Raw genomic sequence first — 21717 nt, 5'->3', positions numbered from 1 at the left:
ATGAAAATAACCAGATTTGCTGTAGAACGTCCCGTCACTACCACCATGCTATTTCTCGGGCTTTTATTGTTTGGAATTCTAAGCTATTTCAAGCTTCCCGTAAATATGCTTCCTCAAGTGTCGGCTCCATATATTACCATCACAACCCCATATCTTGGGGCTGATCCGGAAACCATCGCCTCGGATATTACGGAAAAAATCGAAGATGAAGTAGCCACAATAAGCGGTATTAAAAACCTTCGATCTTACTCTATGGAAAATATATCGATAATTTCCGTAGAATTTTACGCGGATAAAAATGCCGACAAAGCGCTTAATGATGTGAAAGCCAAACTTGAGCTCGCAGTACCTAAGCTTCCAAAAGAAGCCGAAAAATCAACTGTTGAAACTATAAATTTCACAGAAGCTCCTGTCATTAAAATGATCTTAACTGGAGACAAATCTATCAGCGAAATCTATGATTACGCAGACCGCCATCTCAAAGATCGGTTTAATCAGCTAAATGGCACTTCCAAAGTTGAAATAAAAGGAGGCGCGGAAAGGGAAATCAAAATATTAGCAGATCCCATCAAAATTATCGAGATGAACACTAGCCTAGAAGATCTTGCTACTGGAATTGGCTCGACAAACACTAGATTAACCGGAGGGGATTTTATCAATCAGGATCGCCAGTTTTCCATTGAAACAGGAAAACGATTCGAAACCATTCAAGCGTTAAACGATAGCTATATCATGACGGCCAAAGGGCGAAAGCGTCTTGGAGACTTTGCCCAAATTGTCGACTCCACAAAGACAATTAAAAAACGATCAATATACTATGACAACATTTCCGGAAAAAGACATTACAACTGTGTATTTATTGAGGTCAGCAAAAATTCAACAGCCAATGCAGTACAAGTCGCTGAGGATATAAAAAATCTTGCAAAACAAATTGAAACAGAGCTTCCCGATGGAATGGCTATACATATTCCAATTGACGATTCCGTTTATACCAAAAGCTCTGTAGACGACGCACTTGTAAATGTTGGACTCGGAATATTAATCACAGGGCTAATCCTTTACTTTTTCTTGAACAACGCTCGAACAACATTGATTGTAAGCATTTCTATTCCCGTTTCCTTGATCGCTACTTTTGTCGCAATACAACAAATCGATGGCTCGCTCAATATGATGACATTAATGAGTTTCTCAGTAGCAGTAGGAGCCTTGATTTCAAACTCCATTATTGTCATAGACAATATATTAAGGCTAAAACGCGAAGGAATGGATATCAAAGAAGCGGCTGTTTCCGGAACCCAAGAAGTTATGATGGCCGTAATCGCTTCCACAGGAACAAATTTGGTCGTTTTCCTTCCCATTGCTTCCATGAATTCCATGACTGGAGCATTTTTTAAAGAATACGCGCTTACAATTTCCGCAGCTACTATCATTTCATTGATAGTCTCATTTATGCTGACTCCAATGCTAGCCAGCGTGCTACTTAAAAAAGAAAGCAAAGCTTCTCGTTTTTCAAAATTTATCAATGCATTGTTTGGTATCCTTGAAGACAAATATGAAAGAAGCTTGAGCGCTTTGATTAAAAACAAAAAAAGGCCGCTGATTTTATTCGCCATCATGATTGGCGTTTTCATTTTAACAACTGAATTGCTTCCCTTCATAGGTTTCGAATTCGAACCCAAAGAAGACAATGGCGATGTCTATATTGAACTGGAAATGCCATCAGGATCCACACTTAATCAGACGGGTGAATTGCTTAAGTTAGTCGAAGACAATATTTCCAAACATGCAGAAGTGGAATCAATTGTTAGCATGGTTGGAGAAAAAAACAACACAACAATAGGCTCCAATTATGCCAAAATACACCTGAAGCTAAACTCCAAAAAGAATAGAACTTTCAGCAATGAAGAGTTTGCTGCTTTATTGAACACAGAGTTGAATAAGATACCAGAAATCATCCCAATGGTCTCTACCAAAAGCAGCGATGATTCTGGTACTCCTCTTCAGCTTATTCTTCAGTCTTCTGATCAAAAAAAATTATTAGAAGCCTCTCTAAAGGTAGAAAAAGCATTGAAAAACATGCCAGAACTACTTAATTCGCAATCCACTTATCGACCAGGAAACCCTAAGATCGTTCTTGAGCCAAAGTTGCACCTCATGGCCGACACCCACACCAACCCTTACGATGTTGCGCTTACTGTCAGAAACAACATAAATGGTCTCAAAGCTTCAGTATTCAAAGAGAAAGGCAAGGAATATGATATAACATTGAGCTTGCCCAATAATCATGTTAATACAATCGACAAAGTAAACGCTATTCCTGTTTTCACATCTAAGGGAACCTATAGAGTCGACCAGTTAACGAATGTGAACTATAAGCAATCCGAATCCAAAGTATTGAGAATAGATAAAATCAATTCTATTGAATTTTCCGCTACGCCGATAGCTTCTGTTCTTCAGGGAGATGCCAAACAAGCTGTTGACAAGCGTATGTCTGAAATTGAATTGCCTTCAGGCGTTTCATATCGTTGGTCTGGAAATATTGAAGAAATGGAAAGCGCGGGGTTTGACATGCTCGTAACATTGATTCTTGCAATCATCTTGATGTACATGCTTTTAGCCTCGTTATTGGAAAATTTTTGGCATCCGATCATAATTTTCACTACTGTCCCAATGGCTATGATTGGTGTATTTTTACTCATGTTCTTGGGAGGAACATCATTGAATATCATGTCGGTACTCGCCATCATCACACTTCTTGGCCTAGTAGTAAATGACTCAATTCTTATCCACGATTACACCAGCCAACTTCACAATATCCATGGACTTCCAATTCGAAAAGCCACATTGCAAGCTTGCAAGACAAAAATGAAAACCGTAATAATGACATCAGCAGCTATTATCTCCGGCATGCTACCCAATGCGCTTGGCATCGGTGATGCTGGGGCTGAATATCGCACGCCTATGGCTATTGTTACTATCGGAGGAATGATAACAGCAACAATATTGACCCTTTATGTCATTCCATCACTTTTCTACATCGCAAAAAACAAAAAGGTTCGACAAAAAAAGATCGTTAAGCTCACTCAAGAAAGCTTTAGCAACAGTTAATTATCTTCTAGATTCTCGTTTGAAATGATTAAAGCACTAATGACTTTCATTTTTTAGTCATTTCAAACGAGCTCTTTATTGTCGTTTTCTGTAAATATAAATTTCAAAACCAAGCAATATAATACTACATCAACAAAACATATTCATCATAAGCAGATTACATGAATAGTAAATATCAAATAACAAATTATGATGAAATTCTCAACAAAACGAAACTGGCTTTATCTCCTTACAGGTATTATTGTCTTTTTCTCAGCTTGTAACAACAGCGACGACAACTCGGCACCCGAAACTGTAAGTCAGCAAGTATTATCCCAATACGGAGACAGCAAGTTTGGCCAATTGTATAAAAAGTCGAAATACTACACAGAGTTTGACAAGAAGCTTCCATACAGAGTTGATGTATTTGTGCCATCGGATGAAGCTTTGAAAGAGACGTTCACAGATGATGAGTACAATAATTTTGACCAAGAAGATATCGACAGAATTGTAGGCATCAATTTGATCAAAAACGATGATAATGACGACAACTTCAGCAAAAAGCTATACAATACTGTTGCCGACAACTCTTATGGCAATCCTATTAAAGCGCATATTTCCAAAAAAGACGGACAATTATATATTGATGGAGTAAAAGCTGACTTTTACAAAGAGGAACCATTTGGTAAAATTTATCGCACACAGAAATTTCACTCATCAAGCAATATATTAAATATATTGAAATCCGATCCAGATTATTATGAATTCTACAAGCTATTAGTTAGAGTGAAAGACCTAGACAGCAAACTGGATGACCTTCTTAATAATTTAGGAAAACCATTTTCTATTTTTCCTGTATCGAATCAAGGAATTGAAAGATACCTTAAATTAAAGGACTATAACAGTGTAGAAGACATACCTGTCGAAGAAGCTAAAAAAATAGTTGGAAGACATATAGGCTACGGACACATTCTACCTCAAAAAGACAAACCGGAATACTTCACAAATTACAATAACGAAAAAGGAAAAGCTGTAATTGGCTCAAATGGAAAAGTAAAAATTTACACACAAGATCCATCCGAAGCTAACAATACTCCTAACGAAAATCCAGTAGCAACAATCTCAGAATTAGTCAAAAAACTCACTGAAGGATTGACAGAAGGGCTAACGGAAGATATTGGCGATGTCGTAGGCGATTTCTTTGAGGATTTATAAAATTGTTATATCAATAAATATTAAAGGCTGGAAACATCATAATATGATTCCAGCCTTTCTGTATTAGCTTAAATCTAGTTAAACACAAACAATAAACCTTTTCTACATAATTCTCTTCGATGTTTTTTAATCGATTAAATTTCAATAATAGTATTAAAAAGACTGATACTTATTGAATCTCTCAAATAAACCAAACTTCAATAATTCTAAATTCTCACTTTGTGATATTAAATCAAAATAATTCGCTGTTAAGCCTGTTCTGATTCTTTTATAAAAGCATCGATATGCTCAGCGATTTCCTCACCTTTTTCTTCTTGCAAAAAATGGCCAGCATTCTTAATCGTGACTTTTTGAAGCAAATCATTTGAAGGCAACAACCTCAAAAAGAAGTTTTCCAGACCGCTCATAACTTTGTCTTTATCTGAAAATATTATTAAAGCTGGTTTATTCCATTCTGACAAGGCATTTCTGGCCTTCTTCATTCTTTCCACTCCATCATGTTGTGGAGAAGAGGGTACAAGCAAAGGAAAAGCTTTCGCTCCATCTTTATGCTTTCGATTTGGAAAAGGAGCTCTATATGCATCAAGCACTTCCTGGTCAAGTCTATTATATGTTCCCGCTTGAATAATCTTGCCTATAGGCAATGACGGGTGAAATCTTGCAAAAAGCTGCCAAACTTTGAAAAATGGAGACAAAGGCTTGCCAATGGGCAAAAAAGTATTCATAATCACAACTCTTTTGAACTTCTCGGGATATTCACCCAACAAGCTTAAACCCAAGAGTCCTCCCCAGTCTTGTACCACTAATGTTATATCTTCAAGCTCCAATTTTTCGATCAAATTCACGAGTGATTGAAAATGCAACTCAAATGAATAGTTCTTTGCGCCTACAATCTTATCCGATTTGCCAAAACCGATTAAGTCTGGAGCGATAAATCTATAATTTTCCAGCTTTGGAATAAACTTTCGATACAAATATGACCAACTTGGCTCTCCATGCAATGCTAAAATAACTTCTCCATTTCCTTCGTCGATATAATGCATATGCATGTTTTCATACGCTATATAATTCTCTTGATATGAAAAGTCTCTGATAAACTTAAATGTATTTAGATCAGGCTTTAATACTTCCATTGAAAAACGAATTTGAAAAAATCAGGCAAAACGATTCTAATGCCTATATAATTAATATCAATCCAACTCGGATTAACTCTTAAAATTTAAAATCTTGGATGGTAAAAAAATAATTGACTTCACTAACTCCAAAGCACCGTCAACAGCAACCCCCACAAGCCTAAAAGGAATGAACAATAGCCAAACTATAGGATAAAAAAAGATTGCCAATATAGCCAAAGGCCAACAGAAAAAAAGTAGCAAACACCAAATCAAAAATGTTTTCAAAGTGATTAATATTTAGTTTTAGAAATTATTAAACAAGAACTTTATTATCAAAATTCATATAGATTATCTACGACAATGAATAATAATGGTTGAGTTTTTTAATATTATTTCAATATAAAATAGTTTTATAAAGCTTCAGAAAATAATAATATGAATAAAAAAATCCCGCTTCTTATATTAAAAAACGGGATTGTAAATAGCTTAATTTCTCTAATACCTATTGAGCAACTGCTTCAGGCTCATATGCCAATACCGGCGCTAACCACTTCTCTACTTCTTGAATTGTCAAACCTTTACGCTCAGCATAGCTTTCTACTTGATCCTTTCCTATTTTGCCAAGGCCAAAGTATTTGCTATCCTGATGGGCAAAATACCATCCGCTGACAGAAGCTGCAGGATACATAGCAAGATTTTCAGTAAGCGTGCAGCCAATTTGCTCTTCTACATCAAGCATTTCAAACAGCGTCTTTTTTTCCAAGTGATCAGGACAAGCAGGATACCCCGGCGCAGGTCTAATCCCATTGTATTTCTCACGAATCAAATCGTCATTTTCCAGATCTTCCTCTGCCGCATAAGCCCAATACTCTTTACGCACTTTTTGGTGAAGCAATTCAGCGAATGCTTCCGCAAACCTATCCGCCAAAGCTTTTGCCATGATCGAATTATAATCATCGTGATCCGCATCAAATTTCTTCGCAAGTTCTTCACCGCCCTTGATTGTAACGACAAACGATCCCATGTAATCCTCTCGCTGACTTGATTTAGGCGCGACAAAGTCAGACAAAGCGATATTTGGCAAACTAGCAGCCTTCTTCCCCTGTTGACGCAAATGATGCAGTCTATAACTTAATTCAGAGCGATTTTCTGCATTTCCTTCATGCTCATAAAGTTCAATATCATCTCCTTCGCTATTGGCAGGGTGGAATCCAAATACCGCATGCGCTGAAAATAATTTTTCATCAATGATTCGTTTAGCCAAAGCTATAGCATCATCATATAGCCTTCTCGCTTCTCCACCAATCACTGGATCATTGAAAATCTTAGGATACTTGCCAGTAAGCTCCCAAGTAATAAAGAATGGAGTCCAGTCAAAGTACTCAAAAATTTCTTCCAATGGAAAATCATTCAACGTCTTAGCTCCTAAGAAAGAAGGCTTGACTATTTTAGTATTTTCCCAGTCGATATTCACCTTTTTCTTTTGCGCTTCAGAATAAGTCAAATAAGACTTTACTTTTTGCTTGGCGGCATGCGCGTCACGCAAACCAGCATATTCCGTTTTAACTCCTTGTATCGTCTTTTCTTTATCCTCTTTGCTACCATTAATCAAGGCATTAGCCACAGGAACACTTTTCGATGCATCCAATACATGCACCACTGATCCGCTATAGTTGGGATCAATTTTCACTGCTGTATGTATACGTGAAGTTGTAGCGCCTCCAATCAGAAGCGGAGTATCCATGCCTCGACGTTCCATTTCTTTAGCGACATATACCATCTCATCCAAAGAAGGGGTAATCAACCCGCTAAGCCCGATAATATCCGCATTGATCTCTTCGGCTTTTTGAAGAATTTGCTCCAAAGGAACCATCACTCCCATATCCTCGATTTCGAAATTGTTGCATGCCAATACCACACTTACAATGTTTTTGCCGATATCATGCACATCTCCCTTTACCGTAGCCATTAAAATCTTGCCGGCAGAAGAACTTTGAGACAACTCGGGATTCTTTGCTTTTTCTTCTTCAATAAACGGAATCAAATAAGCAACTGCCTTTTTCATCACTCGGGCACTTTTCACTACCTGAGGAAGGAACATTTTCCCCTCTCCAAACAAATCCCCAACGATATTCATTCCATCCATCAGCGGGCCTTCGATCACCTGTATTGGACGATCTACAGACTGTCTCGCTTCTTCAGTATCTTCTTCTATAAACTCAACAATACCTTTCACCAAAGCATGGCTTAGACGCTCTCGTACCGGAAGTTCTCTCCAAGAATTGTCTACAACTTTTTTCTTGCCTCCTTCGCCTTTTACTTTTTCAGCAAAATCAACCAAACGCTCTGTAGCATCTTCTCTTCTGTTTAACAATACATCCTCAACATGCTCCAACAAGTCTTTTGGAATCTCTTCATAAACCTCAATCATACCCGCATTAACAATCCCCATGTCAAGGCCGGCTTTAATCGCATGAAATAAAAATGCTGAGTGCATCGCTTCTCTTACCACATTATTTCCTCTGAATGAGAATGAAATATTACTCACACCACCGGATACTTTAGCATGCGGTAAATTTTGCTTGATCCACCTTGTCGCTTCGATAAAATCAACGGCATAGTTATTATGATCGTCGATACCTGTAGCAACAGTCAAGATGTTTGGATCGAAAATAATATCTTGAGGAGGAAACCCAACCTCATCTACTAATATATCATAAGATCTTTTGCAGATCTCTATTCTTCTTTCATATGAATCCGCCTGGCCTTCCTCATCAAAAGCCATAACCACTGTCGCCGCTCCATACTTTAATATGTTACGCGCATATTCTTTAAACTTCTCTTCGCCTTCTTTCAGTGAAATTGAATTGACGATGCCTTTACCTTGCACACACTTCAATCCCGTCTCAATAACTGACCATTTGGAAGAATCAATCATAAACGGAAGCTTGGCAATCTCTGGCTCAGACGCCATCAGATTAAGAAACGTTTTCATGGCATATTCAGAATCAAGCATACCATCATCCATATTGATATCAATGACTTGAGCGCCGCCTTCTACCTGATGCAATGCAATAGTCAATGCTTCATCATACTTTTCTTCACGAATCAAACGAGCGAACTTTAACGAACCAGCTACATTGGTACGCTCGCCGATATTGACAAACATCGTATCTGGCTTGATTGTAACAGGTTCCAAGCCGCTCAAATGCATGTTAGTGCTTGATTCAGGCATAACCCTTGGTGTTGCGTTCCTAATAGCCTCAGAAATAGCTTGAATATGATCAGGAGTCGTACCGCAGCATCCACCAACAATATTCACCAATCCTTCATCCGCAAAACTCTTGATCACTGAAGCCGTATATTCCGGAGTTTCATCATATTGCCCAAATTCATTGGGAAGTCCTGCATTAGGATGCACACTCGTGAATATGCTAGAAACTCTTGAAAGCTCTTGAACATAAGGTCTCATCAAGTCAGCCCCTAGCGCGCAATTAAGACCTACCGTAAGAATATCCAAGTGAGCTATAGAGTTCCAAAATGCTTCAGTCGTCTGTCCCGATAAAGTTCTACCACTAGCATCAGTAATCGTTCCCGACACCATAATTGGCCAAGACCTACCTTTTACATCAAATAATTTATCTATGGCAAACAATGCTGCTTTAGCATTAAGCGTATCAAACACAGTCTCAACCAACAATATATCAGCGCCTCCATCTGTCAAAGCTTCCACTTGCTGGTAATAAGCTTCCACCAATTGATCATATGTTACCGCCCTGTATCCAGGGTCATTTACATCCGGAGATAGTGAAGCCGTACGATTGGTTGGTCCGATAGAACCAGCAACAAATCGTGGCTTTGAAGGATCTTTAGTTGTATACTCCTCCGCCGCTTCTTTAGCAAGTCTCGCAGACTCAAAGTTTATCTGGTAAACATAATCCTCAAGCTGATAATCCGCTTGAGCTATAGTCGTTCCACTGAAAGTATTCGTCTCAACAATATCAGCGCCAGCTTCATAGTACGCGCGATGAATATCCTTGATAATTTCAGGTCTAGTTATTGAAAGCAAGTCATTATTTCCTTTCAAGGGACATGGATGATCCTTTAGGTCATCGTTTCTAAAATCTTCCTCTTCCAATGTGTGTCTTTGGATCATGGTTCCCATGGCTCCGTCTAACACCAAAATTCTCTCTTTCAATAAATCTCTGATATTCATCGCTCTCTTGATATTTTGCTTTTCATCAAGCCCATAGGCTCCAAATCAAATACTATTTTAAGAAAATAAGAGCGAATTTCATTGTAGTGCAGTCCAAATTGTCCAAATAGATGGCTCTATGACTCATTTTGTCTTGCCAATGTCCGTTCTTCCAGATTTTAAATTCAAAAAAACGGAACAAACAAGGAGTTTTTAATGCTTATAATTATATTTAAGTATCCTAATGAATGGCTCTCATCCACTTTTTCAGGCGTCAAGTGGCAAGCGAAAAGAGTCATGGGATTTGCTCGACAGATCTCTGAAAATGGAAAATACTTAGGCGCCAATTACGAATATTAAAATATAGCTTATGAGAATTGCAGCCATCGATGTCGGATCCAATGCCGCCCGCATCCAGATTTCTGCAGTAATAGAAGGAAAAGGTGTAGAAACTCGCTATAAAAAAATCGAATACGTTCGTTACCCTCTGAGGCTTGGGAAAGACGTATTCAAAATCGGAAAAATCAGTTCTAAAAGAAAAACCAAATTCATCAAACTGATGCAGACTTTCCGATTATTAATGGAACTATACGATGTGGATGAATACTCCGCTTACGCGACATCCGCGATGAGAGAAGCGGAAAACTCCGCTGAAATCGTCAGAGAAATTTTCAACTTGACGGGCATCTGTCTGGAAGTCATCGACGGGACCAAAGAAGCTTCAATACTCAATACCGCCCTTACAGATCATATGCAAGACGATACATTCGTCCATATCGATGTAGGCGGAGGTAGCACAGAGCTCAATATCCACCATAAAAACCAATTTGTAAAAGGCCAATCCTTCAAAATAGGATCCGTCAGATATTTGGATCATGAAGACTCTGTATGGGAAGAAATGAAAAATTGGCTTTCCGAGCACCTTCCAAAAGACTACAACATCATCACAGCTGTTGGCACAGGAGGTAACATCAATAAATTATCACAGCTTATTCAGAAGAAGAAGCCGGAGAAAAGCGACCAAATCACAGAAATCGAGATGCGCACCATGCAATCCGAGCTCGCCAGCTTCGAATTGGATGACCGGATCTACCAATTCAGCCTCAACTCCGATAGAGCAGATGTCATTATCCCTGCTTCCGACATTTATCTATCTGTGATGGAAATGGCTGGCATTCAAAATATGATCGTTCCGAATGTAGGCCTCAAAGACGGTATGATTAGAGCCTTGCACAAGGAAATACTCAACAACTAGAATACTGTAAGCCAATATTTTACAGAGTATTTTCAAGCAAAATAGTTGCTAATGAGTTGTAATATTCGATTTAAGACAGTATCTTTGCAACTCATTTGTCTATTTTAGAGATAATTTAATTAAATAACATAATGTACGCAATAGTAGAAATAGCTGGAAAGCAGTTCAAAGTAACGCAAGATCAGTACATCTACGCTCCAAAATTGGAGGGTGATGCTGGCGCTTCCCTAGAATTCGACAAAGTATTGTTGATCGACAACGATGGTGCTGTAGAAGTTGGAACACCAGTAGTAGAAGGAGCTAAAGTTAACGCTGAAGTTCTTGAGCACGTAAAAGGTGAAAAAGTTCTAGTATTCAAGAAGAAAAGAAGAAAAGGATACAAGAAGAAGAACGGACACAGACAACAGTTCACTAAAATTTTAATCAAAGGAATTTCTAAATAATATAAAAGATGGCACATAAAAAAGGAGTTGGTTCATCTAAAAACGGTAGAGAATCAGAAAGTAAGCGTCTTGGCGTTAAGATCTATGGTGGTCAAGCTGCTAAAGCTGGTAACATCATCGTAAGACAAAGAGGTACTGCTCACCATCCTGGCGAAAACGTAGGAATTGGTAAAGACCATACTTTGTTTGCATTGATCGACGGTACTGTTACTTTCAGAAAAGGAAGAAACGACAGATCTTATGTTTCTATTGAAGCTGTTGAAGCTTAATAGAACAACTGCAAAAGTAAAGACATTGAAAGAAGCGCCTTAACCAGGCGCTTTTTTTTGTTTCAAAGAAAATTAAACCAAATCTTTCATCGGCTGTTTTTGTTGATAACACTAATATTCAACACTATTAAAAACTAAGCATATGAAAGTTATCGCAATGGTTACCTCTCACGATACAAAGATTTACGAAATCGAACCCAAAGGCAAAGCCAAGTCTCCGAACGAGGAAATTGTAACCCAAACCGACAGAGATGGATTCAGACACCATATTCATCATAAACAAACTGAAGCGGATTTCCAACCTGAGCATTTCAAAGGGCAACGCACTCCCGAATATCCTGAATACATGCATAATGTGGCTAAAGCACTTGACGAAGCCGACAAAATCATACTTGCAGGCCATGGCGATGGACACAGCAACGAAGCCAACAAACTCGACAGTTTTCTTAAAAAACACAATCTCAATGTTTCCAACAAAGTTGTAGAGCTAATACATGTAGATTCGCCTAGCACTACCGAGCTCATACTTAAGGGAAGAGAAATATTCAACATGTCCAACCCTAAAAGAAGACTCCCTCCTCAATAAAAACTTGAATACGATTAGCCTTAAAAATTTCGGCTAATCGTTGTTCTTCTATAAATCATCATCCCCAGTTCCTCTTGGTTGCGGATTATTAATTTGACTTACTTCAAATTGCCTCATTCGACTCTCCGCTACGGCTTTTGAACTTGAGCTCCTCTTTTTCTCTTTCTTTTTAGACCATTTCTCTTCCATGCTAGCGCTTTCCATCTGCTGTTTCGCTAATGTCGTTGCTGAATTCAAGCGCTCAAGGATTTGTTTCCTATGCTCTTCATCTCTACCAAATTGGCTCGCAATCAAACTATGGTCAGGAACTTTCCAAGCAGTCTCTTCCAAAGCGTCTCCCTTGCGATCAAACCCTCTTATTAACTGTTCATCGGTATAGCGATCAAGCCGATCCCTCATAATCACCACGGATCTACGAGCTTGTTGAATAGGAGACAACATCGGAGCTTCTTCATCGCCTAAATCATCCCAACCCAAAACCTCGTAACCCATCACTGAACCTCCACTAGCGCCAACCTCTGGCAACCTTTTCTTCTCAGCCAATGCCCATAATTCCGGAGAATCATCCCAAGGTGCTCTTACCATCCGTCCATTGCGATAAAACTTTACAGATCCATCAATGTCCTCCAATCCTGAACAAGTAAATTTTGCTTCATATAAATAGTGTAATATAGCGTTGGGTGATTGTGGAGGGTAATTATCATCTTGAGCGACCAAATGCCTGATCACTTCTGCATCATTGGTTCCATTCAATTCAAAGTGAAGAGTATCACCATTTTTTATTCTAAATGAAATCATGGCATTTTTGACATGATTAGCATCTTTGCGAACCCTTCGCTTAACAAGATTTGTATTCAAGGAAGTTAAGGTTTTTATGAAATTCGGGTCTTTCTCTTTGATACGCAAATTCATCAACGTTACAATATTTGTGATTCTTCGATTGAAGGAATCAAAATCCTGAATTTCCCCATCAATATCAAACCGCTTCATCAAAGCCTCTATTGACAAATAGTCCGCTTTCGCTCCTGGAAAATGGCGCTTTATAGAAGCCTCATGCTTCTCATAACCTTCGCCCGCGAACAGATCCCCTCTTTGAAAGTTCATCGCCACTTCATCGCCCAAAGGAAGAGAAAGCATGCTTTTCACAAAATCCCAACTCGCATCTCCCGGAATCCTAAAACTCATATCAGAATGAAAAATATCATACAGCTTAGCCGCAATCTCCCTATCGGAAGCCTCCATAGACTCCTTATCCGTTGTATATTGTATTAATTTCAAATTCAAACCGCTTGGCAAGCCCTCATAGGATTTCAAAGGCTCAAGGCTATTATCCAAATAAACCTTTCTTTGAATAGGCATGCCCCCATTTATGACATCAACCATCGCTCTTTGATAAACATGGTCTCCTCCATAAGTACTTGACGAAGCAACTCTTTGCATTGGTTGCTTTTTCTTTTGCTGTAAAAGATTTTTTGAACTTTGAAACATATACTGATGCAGATTCGCACAGTATTAACCCTTTGGCTAAAAAATAGTTATTAAACGCGAACTCCTAAACGCTCCAAGCCCTCTTGAGTGATGATGATTGACTTTCTATCATAATCCAAAAAACCTCCATCTTTCAAGTCATTGAGTATGCTTGTGACAGTTTCACGCCTGGCGCCAACCAAATCAGCTATATCCTTCTGCGTAAAAGGATGAGTAATGACGCATACGCTATTTCTCCTCTCTCCACGCTCCTCAATAAGATCTTTTAAAAATTCCATCAAACGAGATCTCACATCCTTGAATAACATCGATTCCAGTTTTCGCTCCAACTTGCGTACCCTAAAAGCAATAATCTTATAGATTTTCAGGTTGATTGTATTATTTTTTCTCATCATCAAATGCATGTCATCCACACTCAATTGGCATATTGTAGCGTTTTTACTGGCGCAAACTGCGAAATCCTTACGCTCCTGTTCTCCCAATAAAGCCATCTCTCCAAATATCTCGCCTTTGGACAATACAGACTTGACAACCTCTTCCCCATCAGGCGTGTAACTCACAACCCTAACTTTCCCCTTGCTCACCAAATAAATCATCTTGGAAGCGTCTTCTTTGAAGTACACAAACTCTCCCTTATCGTATGATTTGAAATGACTCTCTTGGTATTCTTTCAGCTTATGCGGACACAGCACATCGTACAGGTTAACATTATCAAAGAACCAAATGCTATCGGACATGGCAATATGATTTGTTGAAATTCGACACAAGACAAGATAATAAATTTTCACTTTAAGAAGGAAAATATCTACTGAAAATGCTTTTCCGAAAACCTCTCAATAACTCTCAAGCTAAATTAATTTTCACCATTGACCAGAGATTGATAACTTAGCGCATTATAAATCCTCTCTACCAAAAATTAAACTAGGGAATCTATGACAAAATCGAAAATAGCTCTGCTATCATTATTGTCGATATTCATATATAGTGCTGGGGTATTGCTTGACAAGCAGTCAAACTACTTCTTTCATTACACCAACATCCACATCACATTCCAAAGCTTTTCGATGCTTGTGATTTTTTATGTGGGAGCTATAGGAGGAGTCAGAGCATCAAGCAATAATACTGCAAAAATCTTACTTCCCGCCTTTGCCGCACTTACAGCTATAGCAACTTACTCCACAAACGCTCTGGATTTATTCATCAGCAAGAGCTTTTTGACGCCCACTTTTCACATCATTATGTTTACGGTATTTTTCATATCATCAGGAGCCCTCTTTGGTGCTTTATTCAAAAAAACAAACCTTATTACACTTGTCACTGGCACAGCTCTTCTAATAGCTTTTTTCACTTATTTGTTTTTATCCTTCACCCTTGCAATGGTATTGCTTAGTCTCGCTGCCATAACAATATTTATTATTCATAATAAAAAAACATACTTAGCTCAAATTACCATAAGCTTAGCGCTGCTCTTTTCAATATCAAGCTCAAGCTTCACCCCAATCTCAACACAAAACAAATTTGATGATAAAATTCTGGCTCAGTTAAGCACCAACAAGCATGAACTTGTTATTACAGAATGGCGAAATAATCAGTGGAATTATGTTGACGGAAAGTTACAGCATAGCACTTTAGACATGCATATGTATTATGAACCAATGGTGATTCCAGCGTACCTCATGCAAAGCGACACTCCACAACATATTCTTATACTAGGAAATGAAAATAATCGCATAAGTAAAACCTTAAGAGAAACAGGCTACGAAGGAAAGATTCTTCATGCTCCATTTGACCATAAACTTCTTAATTATTTCACACAAACAGAGCAAAAACACTCTTTAGACTCCACATATTCACACAGCATTGATCATCTACTAAGCAATGCGGAAAAAACATTCGATCTTATATATATTGACCTTCAAGACCCTTACAATGAGTCTTACTCAAAGTATTACACCCTTGAATTTTATGCTATCATCCATAAACTACTTAATGATGATGGAGCTTTCGTCACACAATCCTTAAGTCCATTTTACACACCTACACTACCTCTCATTATTGACAAAACCATACAAGAAGTCGGATTCAACAACAAAGCATTGCATAATTCCATCCCTACCATAGGCGAATGGTCCTGGATCTATGCCAGCAAAATATCAAGAGACAGTATCGAACACCAATACAAAAATATAGAAATACCTTCCTCTACAATCTGGCTAAACGAAAGCGCACTTGAGCTTATCAGCCATTTTGGAAAAAGCCAATTTATAATCGATTCCATACCTGTCAACCGCCAATCAAACCATATCATTGTAAAACATTATCAAGAAGGGCGAAAAAATTTAAGCTTTTAAACTCAACATGAAACGAAGACAGTTCATTAAAATATCCACTTTAGCCTCTGCTAATTTAGCTCTAATCGGTTGTCAAAACGATTCTATTAGCCAAATTCCTCTTGAAGTTAGAAATGACGCCCACTCGGCTCATATGGTATTAAGGAAAAATAATTTTGAAAAATCCGATGACAACATTCGAACAGAATTTTTGATTGTCGGAGGAGGAATTGCAGGCCTAAGCGCTGCAGGGGCATTAAAAGACAAAGACTATAAACTATTAGAGCTTTCAGATAGACTAGGAGGAAGCTCAGACAGCCACAACCATAAGGGAGTCAAATTCGGCCAAGGCGCTCACTATGACTTGGCTTACCCTGAATACTATGGCAAGGATGTTTTGAATTTCTTTGAATCAAAAAATATCATCTATCAAGATGCCATTGACAAAAAATGGAGATTCACGGATCATCAACATTTAATACCTCAAAAAAGAGAAAGCATTTGCTATAACAACAATTCATTCGAGCCATTACTGCCCAACACTAATGAAAAGCAGTTATTCATTGATCATCTCTCCCAATATGTAGGCAAGATGAGCATGCCAACTCGACTGATTGATTCCAATATTCGGAACTTGGACAACATAACCTTTAAAAGCTTTCTAGAGCAATCCAACCTAAACCTTTCTCAAAGAATGATCGACGCCATTGATTATCAAATGAAAGACGACTATGGGGCTGGTAGTGAAACAATATCCGCTTTGGCAGGCATCCATTATTACACTTGCAGAAACTACTACAAAGAGAATGTGGAATTATTCTCGCCACCTGAGGGAAATGATTATTTCGCCCAAAAGATCATTGCTGGATTAAATACCGAGAACTTCAAAACAAGAAACCTAACAATCAACATTCGCCCACATACTAATGGCAAGCAATTCTTTGTAGAATCGCTAAACATACCCAATAATAGAGTTGACACTTACTTAACTGACAATGTCATTTACGCAGGCCATAAACATGCCTTGAAATATATATTTCCCGAAATCAGCCATAGTTTGCCTCCAACAACTTACTCTCCCTGGGCTATCGTCAACATTGCACTTAAAAAAAATGCCCGAATTAAAAGAAAAAAAGTATTCTGGCAAAACGAATTCCTCAACAACTCCAACAAAAACTTTCTGGGCTTTGTAGACTCCTTTAGCCAGCATAGACTTTCTGACAAAAACAGAATACTGAACCTCTACTATTGTTTCCCTCCAAACGAAAGAAACGAATTGATGAATCCTGAATTTCCAAAACGACTTAAAGCCCTTAGCATCAAGACTCTTCAAGAATACTTTGATCAATCTATGCATAGTCTGATTGAAAAAGTCTATATCAAAGTTATGGGACATGCTATGCCGATACCGAAACCAGGATACTTATTCAATGACTTAAATGAAAATCGAAAGTATAGCAATTTTGTATTTGCAGGCGTGGACAATTCAAGACTTCCTTTGTTATTTGAAGCCGTTGATTCAGGTATTTCAGCAATAAAGCATTTGAATTAACAAACAAACCAACAAGTCAATTAATTTTATTTTAAATTAAAAAAATACACATAACAAACTCAGTAAGTAATTTTAAATAAATACTAAAATGTTTCATTAATTTAATTTTAAAAATCAAAAAACGTATTAATTATTTTTTTAATGCAATAAAATTCAATAATTTGCACATACCCTATAAAAAAACCGTTTTTAGATTAATTAAATTAATCATTGAAAAAATGAACAAACCTACATTCGCCAAAATTGAAAAACTATTAAAAAATGACTGCTTAAGAAGGAATACTCCAGAGCCCCAGACTATTAAAAACTCTCTTGCTCAAAAACTTATAATACCTGACGAAGTAAGTTACATCAAAGACATAAAATCATTTGAAACCATATACGAAATCAACGGAAACACAATAGCAAAACAAGAAACACTTCAACTTGAGGAAAACCCTATTAACGTATCTTCTTTCGCATCGCAATTTTTACTTAGCACAGACAGCGAACTATTCAAAGCTCAAATAGAAATACTCAAAAGCAATATTAGTGTACTGACCGAAACAAACTACTTGAAGTTAAAAAATACCCAAAGCAAAATATACGAATGGCACTTGATTATTTTCATCAATCTATCGGACAGCAGAACCGATAAAATCAGAATTCATACTTTTCCTGTAGACAAGATTTTAATCTGGTCAAATTACATAGACGAAACAATTCAAAACAGAAAATACTTCAATGACAACAAAAAGGTATTTCTTAATTTAACAGAAAGAGAAAGAGAAGTGCTAAAGCTTATTGCACTTGGTGAAAAAAATCAATCCATAGCCTCTCTATGCGAAATGAGCATAGAAACTGTAAAATCACATCGAAAAAAGATTTTAAAAAAACTAAATACAAACAACCCCTATCAAATCATGAAATTCGCTGAAATATTTGAAGTAATATAACTTTACAACATACCACTACACAACCAATTTTTTATTTCATATTCTCAGCTTACATTTTAATAATACCACCTCTTTCATAACACTTCCCTCACTCACTTAATACTAAGAAACCTACTACTCTTCCTTCTTAAACATACAAAAAAAGCCATCTCCCTAAGGAAATGGCTCTTATAATTCTTATCTCTAGATTTGGGTTATATTCCAAAGTACGCTCTATGTCTAGCTAACTTCTCCATATAATCCTCCAACAATTCTTCTTGATCTTGAGTCCTAAGCAATCTTATCAATTCAGACAATATCACAAGCTCTTTCTGAACATCAACAGAAACTGGTACATTTTTCTGCTCATAATATGTCAATAGCTGATCAGATCTATCTCCCAGCACCTTAATAACTTCCAATGCTCGATCATTTTCCTCAACGGCAAGCAAGGTCGCAATCGTTTGAGTCGTCGTGAAATCAAAAGGAATAGCTTCATTTGGAATTCTATCCAACATGTAATTTACAACCTCTTTAGCTTGATCAGGTCTATTCTCAAGAACTAATGATCTTGCCAATGTATTGAAATTCGATCTCGCATTTTGAGCAAACTGACGATAATCTTGAGAATAATAAACATTCGGATTATCAAGCTCTCTAAACTTGAACTTCGTCATCATATTTTCATACATCAAGTCAGTATCTACAAACTCTCTGTTTGGATTCGGGTTCTTAATCGGCAACAATCTATAAGCCGCTCCTTCTTGAATTACATACTCCTTCAAGTCAATGCCAACTCCTTGCAATGAAGTATTATTAAAGTAAATTGGCCTTTCCCAATTGCTATTGGTAATCAAATCTATGATCATCAAAGTATTTTTCTCAATAGCATTTTTCTTAAGGTTCCAAGTCATTTGAGGAACGATATGATCCTTATATTGCTCAGGCACTATACCAAGCTTTTGGACTTGAGCCGTATCGATATTATAGAACATAGTTTTCGAAGGCACAGTATTTACTGTCCCACCTCCTCTTGTAGGCAATAGCAAAGCAGGGCTTTTCTTTCTCAACAATGAAATATATTGCTTAGCATCGATAGCTCCTTTAATACCCGCATTTGGATTATAAAGAATATAATCATTAGGACCTCCTTGCTGAATATCCTCCTCGGAGAAACTGAACGGCAAAGGTTGCGATTCATAAGCTCTTCGCATCATTTGCTCGATATACCAGTCTGTATTAAAGTAACTCAATACAATCACTCTCACATCCGTCCTATAGCCTTCTACTTCTTGAACATACCAAAGCGGGAATGTATCATTATCTCCACCAGTAAAAATTATCGCATTAGGCGCGCAAGAATCCAAGAAATTTTTCGCTGAATCAACTGAAAAATATCTATCCGAACGATCATGATCATCATAATTTTCAGCTATCAAAATCACAGGCACAGAAAGAGATATAATCGTCGCAACGGCGGCAGGCATCACTCCCTTGTTCTTCGTTTTCTCCTCTATAAGCTGCCACAATGCCAAGACCCCAAAGCCAATCCACATCGCAAATGCGTAAAACGATCCCACAAATATATAATCCCTTTCACGAGGCTCAATCGGCGGCATATTCAAGTAAACAACAAGCGCTACACCTGTCATGATAAACAGCATTCCGATTACGGCAAATGTTTTTGGGTCTTTATTGAAGTTAAAAAACAAGCCTATGATCCCTAAAATCAAAGGTAGCATCAAATAATTATTCCTAGCCTTATTCTCAGAAATCGCATCAGGCACTTTTTTAAAGGCATCCGCTATTGTCAAATATCCAGCTCCTTGATTATCGCTTTCTCGACCGGAGAAGTTCCACATCAAATATCGTATATACATTCTGCCAATCTGATCGACAAACATGAACTTTATGTTATCTCCAAATCCAGGTTTTTCATTTGGTCCAAGTCCCAACACTCTTTTATATGCTTCTACATGTTGCGGCGCATTGCTGTATATTCTTGGCAAGAGTGTCTGGCGGCTCTTGTCATACTCATAACTAAGCTTTTTCCCTTCGATTACATACTTATCTTTGCCTTTAGCATATATAGGCGCTCCTTCTTTTGTATCCACAACTTCCGCGTCATAATACTGTCCATAAAACAATGGTCTTGAACCATATTGCTCACGCTTCAAGTACGACACGAAATTAACTATCGTCTCTGGATCGTTTTCATCAATCGGAGGGTTGTATGATGATCTGATCGGAATAATCGCATAACATGCATATCCAAATAGAATAAAAACAAAAGACAACAACGCTGTATTCAAATGCTCTTTTTGCTTGACTTGCGAATAGTAGACAGCATATACTAATATGGAAATGAATAAAACAATGAAGAAAATAACCCCACTACCAAAAGGCAAACCTAAAGAGTTCACAAAAAACACCTCAATATCTCCCGCCAAACTTGGCAAACCAGGAATAATAAAATCATTGATAAACAACAAAACAATCAAACTAACGATCAATGCTATAACAGCTCCCTTGATTGTTGGGTTTTTAAACTTTTTGAAATAATACACCAAACCTAAAGCCGGCATCGTCACCAAGTTCAACAAATGGACTCCAATTGACAATCCCATCAAATACGCAATCATAATCAACCATCTGTTAGCCAATTTATGATCTTCAATCAAATCCCACTTCAGCATAGCCCATACAACAATCGCTGTAAAGAATGAAGACATACCATATACCTCCCCTTCTACTGCCGAAAACCAAAATGAATCAGTGAACGCATAAGCAAGAGAACCTACTACTCCAGCGCCAAACAACGCATAAGCTTTACCTTTTTCTATTGACGCAACATCTTTAACACCTAGCAACTTTCTTCCCAACATGGTTATCGACCAGAAGAGGAACAAAATCGTAAATCCACTACATAAAGCACTCATTATGTTAATCCAATAAGCTACTTTCTCAACGTCACCTCCTGCCAATAGTGAAAAAAGTCTTCCTATAAGCAAAAATAATGGTGTCCCCGGCGGGTGAGGCACTTCAAGCTTATAAGAACAAGCTATGAACTCACTACAGTCCCAAAAGCTCGCTGTTGGCTCTACTGTGAGACAGTACACCAATGTTGAGATACCAAACACCAACCAACCTGTGATGTCATTAATCTTCCGATAGTTACTAAGCATAATTTTTTAAAAGGTTATTCGATCGATTTTTCAGAGGTAAATCTTACTAAAGTCAAAAATATAGGCAATCTAGTCATTTTAAC

15 protein-coding genes are annotated in these 21717 nt (G+C 37.7%); 10 read left to right on the top strand and 5 right to left on the bottom strand.

Annotated features, from left to right (window positions below):
• Entirely contained in the window at positions 1-3108 is a 3108-nt protein-coding gene (locus AABK36_RS03200; RefSeq protein ID WP_309937584.1) for an efflux RND transporter permease subunit, read from the top strand.
• 189 nt (positions 3109-3297) lie between these two features.
• Entirely contained in the window at positions 3298-4302 is a 1005-nt protein-coding gene (locus AABK36_RS03195; protein ID WP_309937583.1) for a hypothetical protein, read from the top strand.
• 248 nt (positions 4303-4550) lie between these two features.
• On the opposite strand, the gene AABK36_RS03190 is transcribed toward AABK36_RS03195, so the two are convergent.
• Both AABK36_RS03190 and metH read right to left on the bottom strand, forming a co-directional pair.
• Entirely contained in the window at positions 4551-5435 is an 885-nt protein-coding gene (locus AABK36_RS03190; RefSeq protein WP_309937582.1) for a haloalkane dehalogenase, read from the bottom strand.
• A 484-nt stretch (positions 5436-5919) separates the two neighbouring features.
• A complete protein-coding gene (gene metH / locus AABK36_RS03185) occupies positions 5920-9645 on the bottom strand; it encodes a methionine synthase (RefSeq protein ID WP_309937935.1) in 3726 nt (1241 codons plus the stop codon).
• A gap of 183 nt (positions 9646-9828) precedes the next feature.
• On the opposite strand from metH, the gene AABK36_RS03180 reads away from it, so the two are divergent.
• The 5 genes from AABK36_RS03180 (at position 9829) to AABK36_RS03160 (ending at position 12165) form a co-directional block, all read left to right on the top strand.
• A complete protein-coding gene (locus tag AABK36_RS03180) occupies positions 9829-9972 on the top strand; it encodes a hypothetical protein (RefSeq protein WP_309937581.1) in 144 nt (47 codons plus the stop codon).
• Positions 9973-9982: 10 nt separating this feature from the next.
• Positions 9983-10867 (top strand): Ppx/GppA phosphatase family protein, encoded by an 885-nt coding sequence (locus AABK36_RS03175; RefSeq protein WP_309937580.1) that lies wholly within the window; start codon positions 9983-9985, stop codon positions 10865-10867.
• A 131-nt stretch (positions 10868-10998) separates the two neighbouring features.
• The gene (gene rplU / locus AABK36_RS03170) at positions 10999-11310 is read left to right on the top strand and encodes a 50S ribosomal protein L21 (RefSeq protein WP_309937579.1); all 312 of its coding nucleotides are present in this window, start codon (positions 10999-11001) and stop codon (positions 11308-11310) included.
• An 8-nt stretch (positions 11311-11318) separates the two neighbouring features.
• Positions 11319-11579, top strand: a complete 261-nt coding sequence (gene rpmA, locus AABK36_RS03165) for a 50S ribosomal protein L27 (RefSeq protein ID WP_309937578.1) — start codon at positions 11319-11321, stop codon at positions 11577-11579.
• Positions 11580-11721: 142 nt separating this feature from the next.
• Complete coding sequence (locus AABK36_RS03160) at positions 11722-12165, top strand: hypothetical protein (protein ID WP_309937577.1); 444 nt, start codon at positions 11722-11724, stop codon at positions 12163-12165.
• Between the two features lie 48 nt (positions 12166-12213).
• Here AABK36_RS03160 and AABK36_RS03155 read toward each other — a convergent pair whose 3' ends face one another.
• Together AABK36_RS03155 and AABK36_RS03150 are read right to left on the bottom strand one after the other, a co-directional pair.
• Complete coding sequence (locus AABK36_RS03155) at positions 12214-13605, bottom strand: hypothetical protein (protein WP_309937576.1); 1392 nt, start codon at positions 13603-13605, stop codon at positions 12214-12216.
• Positions 13606-13703: 98 nt separating this feature from the next.
• Positions 13704-14390 carry a Crp/Fnr family transcriptional regulator gene (locus AABK36_RS03150; RefSeq protein WP_309937575.1) on the bottom strand — a complete coding sequence of 229 codons (687 nt, stop codon included), beginning with the start codon at positions 14388-14390 and terminating at the stop codon, positions 13704-13706.
• A 195-nt stretch (positions 14391-14585) separates the two neighbouring features.
• Here AABK36_RS03150 and AABK36_RS03145 point away from each other — a divergent pair, with 195 nt between their 5' ends.
• The 3 genes from AABK36_RS03145 to AABK36_RS03135 all read left to right on the top strand — a co-directional run bounded on the left by AABK36_RS03145 (position 14586) and on the right by AABK36_RS03135 (position 18470).
• Positions 14586-16004, top strand: a complete 1419-nt coding sequence (locus tag AABK36_RS03145; RefSeq protein WP_309937574.1) for a spermine/spermidine synthase domain-containing protein — start codon at positions 14586-14588, stop codon at positions 16002-16004.
• A 7-nt stretch (positions 16005-16011) separates the two neighbouring features.
• Positions 16012-17535, top strand: coding sequence for an NAD(P)/FAD-dependent oxidoreductase (locus AABK36_RS03140; protein ID WP_309937573.1), 1524 nt, complete (start codon positions 16012-16014; stop codon positions 17533-17535).
• 218 nt (positions 17536-17753) lie between these two features.
• The gene (locus AABK36_RS03135) at positions 17754-18470 is read left to right on the top strand and encodes a response regulator transcription factor (RefSeq protein ID WP_309937572.1); all 717 of its coding nucleotides are present in this window, start codon (positions 17754-17756) and stop codon (positions 18468-18470) included.
• A 194-nt stretch (positions 18471-18664) separates the two neighbouring features.
• On the opposite strand, the gene AABK36_RS03130 is transcribed toward AABK36_RS03135, so the two are convergent.
• Positions 18665-21634, bottom strand: coding sequence for a glycosyltransferase family 117 protein (locus AABK36_RS03130; RefSeq protein ID WP_309937571.1), 2970 nt, complete (start codon positions 21632-21634; stop codon positions 18665-18667).
• Positions 21635-21717 lie beyond the last annotated feature (83 nt).

Source organism: Aureibacter tunicatorum (assembly GCF_036492635.1).
In the GTDB taxonomy this organism is placed as follows: Bacteria; Bacteroidota; Bacteroidia; order Cytophagales; family Cyclobacteriaceae; genus Aureibacter; species Aureibacter tunicatorum.
Note: the sequence above shows the minus strand (reverse complement) of the source record. Positions and strands in the feature narration are given on the sequence as shown.

Excerpts from the sequence above, each read along its gene's own strand:
- rpmA (WP_309937578.1), top strand. The coding sequence starts at position 11,319 with ATGGCACATAAAAAAGGAGTTGGTTCATCTAAAAACGGTAGAGAATCA.
- AABK36_RS03175 (WP_309937580.1), top strand. The coding sequence starts at position 9,983 with ATGAGAATTGCAGCCATCGATGTCGGATCCAATGCCGCCCGCATCCAG.
- AABK36_RS03150 (WP_309937575.1), bottom strand. The coding sequence starts at position 14,390 with ATGTCCGATAGCATTTGGTTCTTTGATAATGTTAACCTGTACGATGTG.
- AABK36_RS03145 (WP_309937574.1), top strand. The coding sequence starts at position 14,586 with ATGACAAAATCGAAAATAGCTCTGCTATCATTATTGTCGATATTCATA.
- AABK36_RS03155 (WP_309937576.1), bottom strand. The coding sequence starts at position 13,605 with ATGCAAAGAGTTGCTTCGTCAAGTACTTATGGAGGAGACCATGTTTAT.
- AABK36_RS03195 (WP_309937583.1), top strand. The coding sequence starts at position 3,298 with ATGATGAAATTCTCAACAAAACGAAACTGGCTTTATCTCCTTACAGGT.
- AABK36_RS03190 (WP_309937582.1), bottom strand. The coding sequence starts at position 5,435 with ATGGAAGTATTAAAGCCTGATCTAAATACATTTAAGTTTATCAGAGAC.
- AABK36_RS03160 (WP_309937577.1), top strand. The coding sequence starts at position 11,722 with ATGAAAGTTATCGCAATGGTTACCTCTCACGATACAAAGATTTACGAA.
- AABK36_RS03180 (WP_309937581.1), top strand. The coding sequence starts at position 9,829 with ATGCTTATAATTATATTTAAGTATCCTAATGAATGGCTCTCATCCACT.
- AABK36_RS03200 (WP_309937584.1), top strand. The coding sequence starts at position 1 with ATGAAAATAACCAGATTTGCTGTAGAACGTCCCGTCACTACCACCATG.
- rplU (WP_309937579.1), top strand. The coding sequence starts at position 10,999 with ATGTACGCAATAGTAGAAATAGCTGGAAAGCAGTTCAAAGTAACGCAA.
- AABK36_RS03135 (WP_309937572.1), top strand. The coding sequence starts at position 17,754 with ATGAACAAACCTACATTCGCCAAAATTGAAAAACTATTAAAAAATGAC.
- AABK36_RS03140 (WP_309937573.1), top strand. The coding sequence starts at position 16,012 with ATGAAACGAAGACAGTTCATTAAAATATCCACTTTAGCCTCTGCTAAT.
- AABK36_RS03130 (WP_309937571.1), bottom strand. The coding sequence starts at position 21,634 with ATGCTTAGTAACTATCGGAAGATTAATGACATCACAGGTTGGTTGGTG.